This window comes from Vicinamibacteria bacterium (assembly GCA_035570235.1).
Lineage (GTDB): Bacteria > Acidobacteriota > Vicinamibacteria > Fen-336 > Fen-336 > DATMML01.
This window is the reverse complement of the sequence record DATMML010000094.1, coordinates 46052-57986: the sequence shown is the minus strand read 5'-3', so window position 1 is coordinate 57986 and position 11935 is coordinate 46052. Positions and strand designations below refer to the sequence as shown.

The 11935-nt window shown below is 70.5% G+C and carries 9 protein-coding genes; 8 read left to right on the top strand and 1 reads right to left on the bottom strand.

Annotated elements, in window-relative coordinates:
* Nucleotides 1–44 precede the first annotated feature (44 nt).
* Nucleotides 45–956: a cation diffusion facilitator family transporter gene (locus VN461_17895; GenBank protein ID HXB56646.1), complete on the top strand. Its 912-nt coding sequence runs from the start codon at nt 45–47 to the stop codon at nt 954–956.
* A 46-nt stretch (nt 957–1002) separates the two neighbouring features.
* Here the strand turns inward: VN461_17895 and VN461_17890 are convergent, their stop codons facing one another.
* Nucleotides 1003–2625 carry a glycosyltransferase family 39 protein gene (locus VN461_17890; GenBank protein HXB56645.1) on the bottom strand — a complete coding sequence of 541 codons (1623 nt, stop codon included), beginning with the start codon at nt 2623–2625 and terminating at the stop codon, nt 1003–1005.
* A 216-nt stretch (nt 2626–2841) separates the two neighbouring features.
* On the opposite strand from VN461_17890, the gene VN461_17885 reads away from it, so the two are divergent.
* The 7 genes from VN461_17885 to VN461_17855 all read left to right on the top strand — a co-directional run bounded on the left by VN461_17885 (nt 2842) and on the right by VN461_17855 (nt 11933).
* Nucleotides 2842–4539, top strand: coding sequence for a hypothetical protein (locus VN461_17885; protein HXB56644.1), 1698 nt, complete (start codon nt 2842–2844; stop codon nt 4537–4539).
* 42 nt (nt 4540–4581) lie between these two features.
* Entirely contained in the window at nt 4582–5352 is a 771-nt protein-coding gene (locus VN461_17880) for a hypothetical protein (GenBank protein ID HXB56643.1), read from the top strand.
* Nucleotides 5353–5598: 246 nt separating this feature from the next.
* Nucleotides 5599–6186, top strand: a complete 588-nt coding sequence (locus VN461_17875) for a response regulator transcription factor (protein ID HXB56642.1) — start codon at nt 5599–5601, stop codon at nt 6184–6186.
* Nucleotides 6187–6305: 119 nt separating this feature from the next.
* Nucleotides 6306–7208, top strand: a complete 903-nt coding sequence (locus VN461_17870; protein ID HXB56641.1) for a trypsin-like peptidase domain-containing protein — start codon at nt 6306–6308, stop codon at nt 7206–7208.
* Nucleotides 7209–7482: 274 nt separating this feature from the next.
* Nucleotides 7483–7830 carry a DUF6335 family protein gene (locus tag VN461_17865; GenBank protein HXB56640.1) on the top strand — a complete coding sequence of 116 codons (348 nt, stop codon included), beginning with the start codon at nt 7483–7485 and terminating at the stop codon, nt 7828–7830.
* A gap of 348 nt (nt 7831–8178) precedes the next feature.
* Complete coding sequence (locus tag VN461_17860; GenBank protein HXB56639.1) at nt 8179–9963, top strand: inositol monophosphatase family protein; 1785 nt, start codon at nt 8179–8181, stop codon at nt 9961–9963.
* Nucleotides 9964–9974: 11 nt separating this feature from the next.
* On the top strand, nt 9975–11933 hold the full coding sequence (locus VN461_17855; GenBank protein HXB56638.1) for an amylo-alpha-1,6-glucosidase: 1959 nt from the start codon (nt 9975–9977) through the stop codon (nt 11931–11933).
* The last annotated feature ends 2 nt before the right edge of the window (nt 11934–11935 follow it).

Sequence of the window (11935 nt, the reverse complement as noted above, 5' to 3'; positions counted from 1 at the left end):
ATTCATGATCTACTTGAGGTCAGTAGAGCGATCCGGGGGCTTTGATGAGCGGCCACACCCACTCTCTCCACGACACGCCGGAGAAGCGAATCCGGAGCGCTTTGATTCTCACCTTGGCCGCCATGGGCGCCTCCATCGGGGGCGGGATCCTTTCCCACAGCCTGGCCCTGCTGTCCGACGCCGGCCACATGCTGGCTGACGCGGGAGCCCTAGGCCTTGCCCTCGTGGCTCAGCGGGTCGCAAGCCGCCCGCGCACGCACCTCCGGACTTATGGATGGCGGCGAGCGGAAACACTCGCCGCCTTCGTCAACGCCATCCTGCTTGGGGTGGCCTCCCTCTGGGTGGTGGTCGAGGCTCTGGGGCGGTGGCGAGAGCCCCCGGAGATCCGGGGGGGCTGGATGCTGACGGTTGCGGCCGGAGGCCTCCTAGTGAATCTCGTCGCCGCCTGGGTGCTCTCGCAAGGCCACGACAGCAACGAGAACACGCGCGCCGCCCTCGCCCACGTCCTCTCCGATGTGGCGGGCTCGGTCGCGGCCATGGTGGCCGCGGGGCTCGTCCTCTTCCAGGACTGGCGGCGTGCCGATCCCATTATCTCGCTCCTGCTGGCCCTTATGATCCTCTGGAGCGCCTGGAAGCTGGTGTCCCACACGCTCGACGTCCTCATGGAGGGCGCACCCGCGGGGCTGGTGCCGGGAGAACTGGAACGCACGATCCGGGGGACCTCCGGCGTGGCCGACCTCCACGACTTGCATGCCTGGACCATCTCCCAGGGCTTCGACGTGGTAACGGTTCACGTGATCCTGGATGGCACCCGACACGGTACAGACGTGTCCCAGGAGGTGTGTGAGCGCATCCGGGCTGCCCACGGTATCGACCACGTGACGGTTCAGGCGGAGGCCCCTTCCTCCCCGATCTACTACCAGCCCCTCTCGGAGATCGGTCGGAAACGGCGATAGGCCGTCCACCCCTCTCCTTGCCGTTCCCGTCTGCCCCCGACCGGGATCAGCGGGGCGGTCCCGGAGGAACCGGACGGAGAAGTCGTCGGCAGAGATAGACGCTCACCGCAATCTCCTCCCGGCCGCCGCGAAAGAGGGGAACGGTGCCAATGGCCGTGATGTGCTCGAAGTAGGGTGCGTAGCTCACCATCGGCTCCTGCCCGGCCCGGCGACTAGCCAGGAGGAGAACATCCTGACCGAGAAGCGAGCCCTGGCCGGTTTGATAGCGAAAACCACGCGGGTCCGTGCCCACGCAAGACACGGGGATCTGCGGGCCCAGGGCGTAAGCCGCCTTCGCCACATCGGACCAGCTGGCGGCGGCAATGGCGAGCCCGGGCTTGGGATACCCCCATTCCCGGAGTCGCGGGGGGAGCTGACTCCATTGGAGGAGGTCACGGGTAGGGTCTCCTTTGGAGAACAAGCCCGGCACGGCACGGGCCAGCCAGCCGGTCGAGACGTGGGTCACAATCAAGAGGAGGACCAAGAGCAGCCCCGCGAAGGAAGCCCAAAGCCATTGACGTGTCCTCCGGTCCCCGCGCTCGAGGCGCGCGGCGATGGAGGCGCCCAAGAGGGGTAGGAGCATGAAGTATCCGGGGGCCTCCCAGTGGGGGAGCCCCCGGCTGCCCACGGCGGTCAGGAGCGTGAAGAACGCGATGGGGCCGAGGGCGATGCACGCCAGTAGCCAGCGCGGCGGATCCCGGGGCCCCGCCCGCAGGGCTCCGAACAGCACGCCCAGGAGGGGGACCCAGAGCCAAGGCAGCATCCACGCTGCCTGGCCAATGATGGTGTCGAGGAAGGGGGTGCCTTGCGCTTCCTCGACGGGGATGGCGCGGGAACCCTGAAATCGGAAAGAGGCCCACTCATGGTCGGCGTTCCAAATGAGCACGGGAAGAAAGACGGCCAGCGCTAGGAGCAGAGCGGCGTAGGGCCCGGGCCGCCGGAGCCACACCCGGTGACGTGGAGAGGTCACCAAGAACAACCCGCACCCCACGAGCAGGAACGCGCCGTGGTATTTGGAAAGGAGGGCGAGGCCCGTGAAGAGACCGAAGCCGAGCCAGGAGCCGATGCGAGAGGGGGGGGGAGCCGGCGCTCCTCCTCCGGCCCCCCCTCCTTCTGGGTTGGGCGCGGTAAAGAGGGTCGCGCGAACTACAAACCACGTCGCGGCGGTGCTAAAGAGAAGCAATGGCCCGTCCGGGAGAACCCAGCTCGCCGCGTTGACGGTGAAGAACAAGCCTAAGTTGAGGGCGACCGCCGCCCAGAGCCCGGCGCGCTCACCGAAGAGCAGCCCGCCCAGGCGGTAGACCAGCCAGGTGGTGGCCATGAACATGAGGATGAAAGGAAGCCGAACCACGATGCGGTGCTCGCTCCCGGTCAGGCGAGCCGCAACACCGGGAATCCAGAAAAGCAGAGGGGGATGGTCGTAGTAGCTCAGGGCCAGATGCCGCGACATCACCACCGCATACGATTCGTCGACACTGAGACCGATGGGAACGGCCAGCCCCGTGCGGACGACGGCTCCCGCCACAACGAGGGCAAGAACGAGACGTGCCGAGCGTCCCAATCCCGCCTCCTTTCCCACGACCGGCTCTTGGGTGGATGGCCCGGCTCGAGGGGATAGGCTCTCCGTCATGGGCGGACCCTCCTCCGAGGTGCGCGGTCATCCATCACGATTCGGCTTGATCCGCGACACGGAGCGCAAGACACAGGAGTCGAGCGCTGGCGGCCGCTCGCCCGCAGAGCCTATTGCGCGTGGCACTCGGGATCAACTGAGAGACACCGGGCACGCGGGGCTTGAGGGGAGGGCTTCCCGAGGCGCCCACGCCTCGGTGCTAGACTGCTCCGACTGATGCCGGACCTCCCGTCGATCTCTCCTTCCGGCGCTTGGCGCAAGTGGTCCCGGGGTGGTGCCCTTCTTCTCGCCGCCTTCGCTTTCCGGCTGGCTTTCGGCTTGGCCTCTGAGTTCTGGTCCGAGGACGAGACGCAAATCTACCTCCTGGGCCTGCGCTACTTCTCGACTAGGGCTTGGCCTTATTTTGGGCCGGACGTCGTCTGGACGGGGACCCAGATCCCGGGCGCGCTGCAAGGGCTCTTGGTGGGGCTCCCGCTGCGCCTTCTCTCCATCCCCGAAGCGCCCTTCATTCTGTTGAACCTAATCTCGCTAGCCACGATCAGCCTCCTGGCCGTTTTCGTGCGCCGGCGCCTCCCGAATCTGCCGGGATGGTTTGTGTGGGGGTCGTTGTTGACCCTGCCCTGGACGCTAGAGTTCTCCACCCATATCGTCAATCCGTCATATGTTCTGGCCGGCAGCATCGTGTTTTTCGTGGGCGCGTTCGAGGCCCTCCCGTCCCTTCGGCGAGAGTTCCTATCCTTGACCGCGGCCCATTTCATGATGGGATTCGGCCTTCTTTGGGTCGCGCAGCTGCATCTCTCCTGGGTGCTCCTGGTCCCGTTCCTTCTCTGGGCGCTTGGAGCCCGGGCCCGGGAAGGAGCACGCAGCCTGCTCATGGCAGCCCTCGGCACGGCCGCGGGGGCCGCCCTCCCCGGCAGCCTGCTCGTGCCCACCTTTGTCCGCTATGGCCTCTTCTGGGGAGGGGGCGGGCTCGAACAGAACGTCCAGCTGCGTCCCCTAGGTCCCTGGTCGCTCCTGAGCATTGCCGCCAAGTTCCTCTCGTTTGCCAGCTTCGAGGTCAATCGCTTCCTGGGGGTCAACGCCGCCCGGCGCCTCATCCTCTTAGCCCAGAATCCCTGGCTGGTTCCTTTGACGCTGGTGGTGGGTCTGGTGGGGGTCGTTCAGCCCCTCCTCATGGTTTGGCTGGGATTCCGGGGCCGGTCGTCCTATCCAGAGTGGACCTCACTCCGCGTTGTGACCGCGGCCACCCCCGTCCTCGTCTACTTCAGCTACTTCTTTGCCGTGAAGAATCCTTGGGCCCACGCCTTTTACGTGGTCTGCCCGGTCGTGCTGGTCTATTCCTTCTACTGCTGGGACCTCCTCTTGGGTTACCCGTCGTGGCGCCGGGTGGTGGCGGTCCTTCTCTTGACCGAGGTTCTGTTCGAGGTGGGCCTGGTCCTGGCCCGGGCGCCCGAGCGCTCGCTTTACAAGAACCGTCGGGTGGTGGCGGAGGCGATCCGCCACCGGAGCCCGGAGATGCTCGGTCACCGCCGACCCTTCGCGCGGGACGCCGATCCAGGCGCCCCCGGCGCGGTGGTGCGGGCGCCCCCTGACCTCCGGGTCCTGGGCTCGTCCTGGTCGAGAGCGGTCGGGGGCGTAGCTCTCTGGAGAGTGACGGTCCGCAACGAGGGCACAGTTGCCTATCGCGATCTCTGGTTCGTCACCGTCTACCGAGGCGCATCGGGAGAACCGCGGGGCTCGGGCGAGGGGGTGCTGGCGGAGGTGATCCAGCCGGGCGAGTCGCGTACGGTGACGGGGGTGAACGACGGCTTTGTGGCGCCGGAGGCCCAGAGCGGGGAGTTTGCGATCGCGCGCGCGCAGCGCCTGGTCCCCCTTGAGGCCGCCCCCGGCGGGGAGGGGGCGGTCCCGCCTTGAACTGTGGCATCATTCGCCCGTCGCGTCATGAGCAACCCGAGAATGGCTCGGCCGCTGACTGAGCCCCCGCCCATCCGGCTCCGGGCCTATTACCGCACCGCGGGCGCGCTTCTCCGAGAGCTATCCCGCGCCCTCAACCGCGGCCGGACGCTGCTGCGGGCGGAGAGCGGCCTCCCCGTGGGCACGCGCTTGACCCTGGTGATGGTCACCGACGCCCTGAGGGCGCCGATCGAGGTCTCGGGCACGGTCACGACCTGGCGGCGCCGGGGGACGCGCCACGAGATGGCCGTCCGCTACGACTTCGATCCCGCGCTCTTCCGTGGACGGCTGGCCCAGGCCCTGGCCGAACTGAAGCGGGAGACCCGGCCCCCAAGGGTTGCCGCGCGGGTGCCCTTGGCCCTGCCCGTGGATGCGGTCGGCTTGGCACGGACGCTCCGGGCCGTCATCGAGAACGTCAGCCCTGTCGGCTGCCAGCTGGAGCTGCAGGGTCCCCGGGTGCCGAGGCTGGCCGTGGGCAGCCGGCTCGACATGATCCTGAGTGGCAGCGGCGCCGGCCGCCGCTCGCCCCACCGCCTCCTCCTCGACATCCGCTGGGTCGGCCGGCGGCGCCGGACGGCGCGAGGGACTCGCCTGCCCGTAGGGGGTCGTTTCCTGGCTCCGGGCCCGGCGGCCCGCGCTCGGATTCGAGAGATCCTCCGCTTCGACGACCCGAAGCCACGGATCCGGATCCGGGCCGTCCTGCCCCCCGTGGGCAGTCCTCGGCTCCGGGCTGGCCGTGGTAGGTTGAGAAGGGGGCTCCGGGGGGGAAAGTGACGAAGTTCGAAACCTTGACGGACCCGCTGAGGAGGGTGGGCCTGACGGGCCCCTGGCGCACCGGCTTGCAGAGGAGTGCGGTTCGCAGGCGGGACTTCACGCGGATGAGCAGCCGGATCCTCCCCGCCGTGCCTCCCCTTGACCGAGCTGACCTACGAACAGTGACGCGGCTCGCCGCCTCCGAACGCCGCGATCTCCCGCGGACCGGCAACGTCTCCTAGGCAACCCCTGATCCGCGTCCTCTTGGTGGGGGAGGACCCGCTCGCACGCAGCGGCCTTGCCGCTCTCCTGGCCGACCAGCCGGGTCTCGCGGTCGTGGCCCAGATTGCGGTCAGCGAGGACTGGGCCGCGATCCTTGAGGCCTACGATCCGGAGGTCGCGGTCTGGGACGTGGGCCCGGCGGGGTCCTCCGATCGTCCGCCCGACCTCGGGCGCGCGGGCCGGCCCGTCCTGGCCCTGATCACCGACGAGGAACAGGCGGGGGAGGCCCTGGCCGCGGGTGCCCGCGGCGTCCTCTTCCGCGACGCGGGTGGGGAGCGGCTGGCGGCGGCGCTGGCCGCCCTGGCCCACGGGCTCGTAGCCCTAGAGGAGGCGGTGGCGGAGACGTTGCGGCCGCGGGTAACGGTGCCGCCCGCGGAGAGCCTCACCCCTCGCGAGGGGGAAGTCCTGCAGCTTCTCTCCCAGGGGCTGTCGAACAAGCGTATCGCGCAGGCCCTCGGGATTAGCGAGCACACCGTGAAGTTCCATGTGAACGCCATCCTCGGAAAGCTCGGAGTGCAGGGGCGGACGGAAGCGGTGGTGCAGGCCGCCCGGCTCGGCCTCATCACTCTCTGACCCCCCGCCCGGACCTCCCCGATCGGGTAGGTATCGACCTGATCTTTCGGGCGATGTGCGGAGGATCGCGATCCGGTAGCCTGTGTTTGACAAGCGGCGGGGCCGCGAGGAGGCGAGTCGTGAGCGACATTGCGAAGAGCTTGGCCGGGGAGCTGGCCGCGACGGTGGAACGGAGCGGGAGCAGCGTGGTGCGGGTGGCGGGGCGGCGCGTGCCGTCCACCGGGGTCGTCTGGTCGGGGGAGGGCGTGATCGTCACCACCCACCACTCCCTCGAGTGGGACGAGGGGATCGAGGTCGGCCTGGCCGACGGCAGGGTCCTGTCTGCCACCGTTATCGGGCGGGATCCCACAACCGACGTTGCCGCCCTGCGCGTCGCGGCCTCCGGCCTGGCCGCTCCCGCCTGGGCGGATCCGGAGCCGGTCAGAGTCGGGCACCTAGTCCTGGCCGTGAGCCGGCCGGGGCGGAGCGTGCGTGCCAGCCTGGGCATCGTGAGCGTTCGCGCCGAGGCCTGGCGCACGCCGATGGGAGGCCGCCTCGACCACTACCTGCAGACCGACGTCGCGCGCCACCCCGGCTTCTCCGGCAGCCTGCTGGTGACGGCGGGGGGGGAGGCGCTCGGGCTCAACACCTCCGGCCTACTTCGCGGCGCGACGCTGGCGGTCACGGCCTCCACTCTGGGGCGGGTCTTAGCCGCACTCCTCGCCCACGGCCAAGTGCGCCGCGGCTACCTCGGCCTGGGGACGTACCCGGTGCGGTTGCCGGCCGAGCTCGAACGCGCGGTGGGGCAGGCCGCGGCTCTCCTCATCGTTTCCGTGGAGCCCGACACCCCCGCCGCACGTGCGGGGCTGCAGTTGGGTGACGCGCTCGCTCAGTTCGATGGCCACCCCCTACGTCATCCCTCGGACCTCTTGCCCCTCTTGGACGGGGAACGGATCGGGACCGAGGTTCCGGTTCGGATCGTAAGGGCGGGCGAAGTGCGGGACATCCGGGTTACGGTGGGAACGCGGGAAGCTCGGGCCTGAGCCGGAGTCCGGGGCTCCTCCTGTGCGCCGCAGGGTGGACATACGGCGGCTGTCGACCCACACACGATTCACCACCGAGCTCGGCGCGCCCAGAATGGAGGTGGCAAGCGCGCGCCCTGCCCGCTTCTTGGCCGGCATAACAAGGCCATAAAAAGGCTTGACGCCGGGGACGAGGCTGGGGCAAGTTAGCAGCTAGGTGGGTGAGGCGATGAGGCGCAAGAATCGGCCCCAGTCGCACGACGGCAGGTCGAAGGCGGCGCCGCGCTTGCCCTCAATGGAAGAAGCCGGTTCGCGCGAGCGTTCGGCCACCGCGGTGGCGGCGGAGGCTCTCCGTACTGGCGTGCTGCCGGCGGTCGGCCGGCGCCGAGACGAGATCCCGGGCGAGGGGGAAACGATCCGCGTGGGGGATCCGGATGACGACAGCTTAGCCAACGAGTACGTGGGCGAGGAGACGCCGGGGGGCACCACCCCCACCCCCGACCAGAACAGCGTGGATGAGATCGGCCGGGTCTACGGGCTGCAGGAGGAGGATACGGGCGCGCTGCGGAGCGGGGCCGAGGTCCTGGATCGGCGCGACCGGCGTCGGGGAGAACTCCAGCCCCCGCGCAAGCCGTCGTCCTAGATCTCGTGGGCCCCACCCCGGACCCGGCCCCTCATCCGCCCGAGCGACCGTTCCCCGAGAGCCAGTGCCATTCCTGCGCGGCGCCGCCCCGATATGTCACGAGTGATCGGGGCTCGGTGTTCGTTTACTGCCCTATCTTCAAGAAATATCCCGCTCAGCCCGTGCGGGCCTGCCCGTCGTTCGTCCCCGGGGGAGGGTCTTAGAGAGCCCGCCTCCTGCGGTTGGGCCCCATCCTTACCGGAGAGGCAGCGCCGGGCCTCGCCCGCTTAGCCGGTCCGCGGGCGAGGCGAGCAGGCCGGCCAAGGCTCGCGCTCGATGGACGTGCGGGTAGAATCACGAGCTATGCAGTTGAGCCGAGCTCTCGAGGTGGCCCTGGCCGCCGCGCGTGCGGCGGGCCACATACTCGGCGAGGACTTCCACCGTCCGGGCGGCCCGCGCGGGAAAGGCGACAAGGCAGACGCGGACCTCGAGGCCGAGCACGAGATCCGCGGCCGGCTCCAAGCCGCTTTCCCGGAATGGGCGTATCTCGGAGAGGAGACCGGCCGGGGGGACGGAAAGGCGGGAGCCCCCGTCTGGCTCGTGGATCCCAACGACGGGACCCGCGACTACCTCTTGGGTCGGCGCGGGAGCGCGGTGTCGATTGGCCTGCTGGCCGGAGGACGGCCGGTGCTGGGTGTCGTGTTCGCGTTCGTCTACCCCGGCGAGGAAGGAGACCTTTTCGCTTGGGCGGAGGGCTGCGGGCCTCTGCGGCGCAACGGCCTGGACGCGGGCGCGCCGCCCCCCACGCGGCTGCAGGCCTCGGACATCGTCCTCGTGTCCAGCAAGGGAGAAGAGGACCCCGAGGCCAACCTGCGGTGTTCGGAGCCCGCGCGCTTCCGATCCGTGCCCAGCATCGCCCATCGCCTGGCCTTGGTGGCGGCAGGAGAGGGAGCCGCCGCCACCTCCCTTTACGCTCCCGGAGCATGGGACTACGCGGCCGGCCACGCCTTGGTGCGCGCGGTGGGGGGCGTCCTCCTGAACGAGTCGGGCTCCGAGGTGACCTACGACGACCGAGGATCGAGCCAGAGCGAGCGGGCCTTCGCGGGCTCGGCCTCTGTGGCGCGGGAGCTGGCGCGGCGCCCCTGGGAACGGCCGGACAAAGATGGCCGCCGCCCGCCGAGCGACCTCGTCCGGCTCCAGAGGGGAGAGGCGGTCGCGGAGGCCGGGCTGTTGGCACGGGCCCAGGGCTGCCTCCTTGGCCAGATGGCCGGAGACAGCCTGGGCGGCCTCGCCGCGGCTGGGAATGGGGAGGCGGCCGCCCGTTCCCCCCAGGTCCCCCGGCGGCTCGAGGACGGCGGCCGCGGGGGCAGGCTGGCCGGCCAGCCCAGCGCGGACACCGAGCTAGGTCTCGCCCTCGCGCGCTCCATCCTGGCCAAGGGCGAGTACGAGTCGGAGCGGGCTCGGGCGGCCTACGTGGACTGGCTCCGCTCGGAGCCCTTCGACGGGGGGGGCGCGACGGGGGCCGCTCTCGGAGGCGGGCCCGCGACGGAGAGCCCCACCAACGGGGCGCTCCTGCGTGAGAGCTCGCTCGCGGTCTACGCTCAGGCCCTGCCCGCCGCAGGGGCGGTCGAGCTCGCCCAGCGGGACAGCGGCCTCACCCACCCCCATCCGGTGTGCCGCGACGCGGCGGCCGCGTTCGTGATCGCCATTCACCACGCGCTGGGGGCGGGCGACGGTGCGGAGCCTGCGCACCAAGCCGCCCTCTCCTGGGCGACGGCGGCAGGGGCCTGGCCCGTGGTCGAGGCCTTGGAGGCGGCAGCGGCCCGGCCACCCGTCTGCGATGGAGAATCCCCCAGCTCCGTGCTGATTGCGCTCGGCAACGCCTTCTACGAGCTGCTCCACGCTCCCAGCCTGGAGGAGGGGTTGGTGGCCACCGTCCGCCGGGGCGGGGACACTGACCACAACGCCGCCGTCGCGGGAGCCCTGTTGGGAGCGGTCTACGGGCGCGAGGCCGTCCCCGCCCAGTGGCGGCAGATGATCTTGAGCTGCCGGCCTCACCCCCTGCGCACGCCGCGACCCCGTCCGAGGGCCTACTGGCCCGTCGACGTGCAGGAGCTGGCGGAGAGGCTCCTGCTCGCGGGACGGACGCGCTGACCCCCCGCCCCATGTTTCGGGACCCGGGGGCGGAATGGCTGGAGGCGGACGGGCTCGGCGGCTTCGCCTCGGGGACGGTGTCCGGGATTCGGAGCCGGCGCTACCACGCGCTTCTCTTGGCCGCCACACGGCCGCCCGCGGGCAGGATCGTTCTCGTGAACGGCTTCGACGTCTGGGTGGAGACTTCCCGCGGCACCTACCCGATCTCATCGCAGCGCTACGAGGCGGGCGTGGTCCAACCCGACGGGAGTCGGAGGCTGGCCGCCTTCGCGCTCGAGCCCTGGCCGTGCTGGACCTTCGACCTCGGGGACGGCACCCGCCTCGTCCAGGAGCTGTTGGTACGGAGGGGCTCGGCGGCGGTGGCCCTATCCTGGCGGCTCCTGACGCCGGATCCGTCCGCGGTCCTCAGGGTGCGGCCCTTCCTCTCCGGGCGGGACTACCACGCCCTCCACCACGAGAACCCACAATTCCGCTTCGCCGCGGAGACGGTGAAGGGCGGGCTGGCTTGGCGTCCCTACTCCGGCCTGCCCCGGATCCTGGCCCTGACGAACGGGGCCTACACGCCCGAGCCCCACTGGTACCGGAACTTCCTTTATGCGGAGGAGCAGGCCCGGGGGGTCGACTTCCTGGAGGACTTGGCCGCGCCCGGTGTCTTCCGCTGGGACCTCGGGCGGGGCGAAGCCGTCCTGATCCTGGCCGCGGAGGGCGTGGGCTCTCCGCTGCCTTCGCTCCCCCGCGCGGAGGCGCAGCTCGAGGCGTTCCGCTCATCGGAGCGCAGCCGCCGGGAGGCGTTTCCTTCCCGTCTCCACCGCGCCGGCGATGCCTACCTGGTGGCGCGCGGCAGCGGAAAGACGGTCGTGGCCGGCTACCCCTGGTTCCTGGACTGGGGTCGCGATTCCTTCATCTCTCTGCGCGGCCTCTGTCTGGCCACGGGTCGCGTGGACGCGGCGGGCGACATCCTGGAGGAGTGGACGCGCGCGGTCTCGGGGGGGATGCTCCCCAACCGCTTCCCCGATCGAGGGGAAGGGGAGCCGGAGTACAACTCCGTCGATGCCTCGCTCTGGTTCGTGATCGCCGCCCACGAGTATCTCCAGGCGGCGGGCACGAGCGGCCTCCGGGAGGCGCTCCGGCGAACGGTGAGGGCCGTGCTCGAGGGCTACGCCCAGGGGACACGCCACGGCATCCGCTTAGACGCCGACGGCCTGCTCGCCGCAGGCGAGCCCGGCCTGGCCATCACCTGGATGGACGCCCAGATCGCGGAGGGAGCGGTCACGCCGCGCATCGGCAAGCCGGTGGAAGTCCAGGCTCTCTGGCTGAACGCCCTCAAGATCGGGAGCGCGTTCTGGGAGCGGGGGCCAGAGGCGCTCGCGCGGGGCCTAAAGGCGTTCGAGCTTCGGTTCTGGAACGAGGCGCAGGGCTGCCTCTACGATGTGGTGGACGACGGCCATCGGGGGGGGGCGGTGGACCCCGCCTTCCGGCCGAACCAGATCCTTGCCGTGGGCGGCCTGCCCTTCCCCCTGCTCGTGGGTCCGAGGGCGCGCCGACTCGTCGACGCCGTGGAGGAGAGGCTGCTGACGCCCCTGGGACTGCGCTCCCTGGCGCGGGAAGAGCCCGGCTATCGGCCCCGCTACGAGGGTGGCGTCCGGGAGCGAGACGGAGCCTACCACCAGGGGACGGTCTGGCCCTGGCTGCTGGGCCCGTTTGTCGAGGCGTGGGTCCGGGTTCGCGGGAGTACGACCGAAGCGAAGGCGGAGGCGCGTCGGCGCTTCCTGACTCCCCTCCTGCGCCACTTGGACGAGGCCGGGCTCGGCCACGTTTCGGAGCTGGCGGATGGAGACGCGCCCCACCAGCCCCGGGGTTGTCCCTTCCAAGCTTGGTCGGTGGGGGAGGCGCTGCGCCTGGACCGGGTCGTGCTCGGGGAAGGCGCGAGCACTGTCCTCCCGAACCCCACGCCTCCCCCCGAGCCGTGAGG

Coding starts and splice junctions, on each gene's coding strand:
- VN461_17895 (HXB56646.1), top strand. CDS start 45: ATGAGCGGCCACACCCACTCTCTCCACGACACGCCGGAGAAGCGAATC.
- VN461_17890 (HXB56645.1), bottom strand. CDS start 2,625: ATGACGGAGAGCCTATCCCCTCGAGCCGGGCCATCCACCCAAGAGCCG.
- VN461_17885 (HXB56644.1), top strand. CDS start 2,842: ATGCCGGACCTCCCGTCGATCTCTCCTTCCGGCGCTTGGCGCAAGTGG.
- VN461_17880 (HXB56643.1), top strand. CDS start 4,582: ATGGCTCGGCCGCTGACTGAGCCCCCGCCCATCCGGCTCCGGGCCTAT.
- VN461_17865 (HXB56640.1), top strand. CDS start 7,483: ATGGAAGAAGCCGGTTCGCGCGAGCGTTCGGCCACCGCGGTGGCGGCG.
- VN461_17855 (HXB56638.1), top strand. CDS start 9,975: ATGTTTCGGGACCCGGGGGCGGAATGGCTGGAGGCGGACGGGCTCGGC.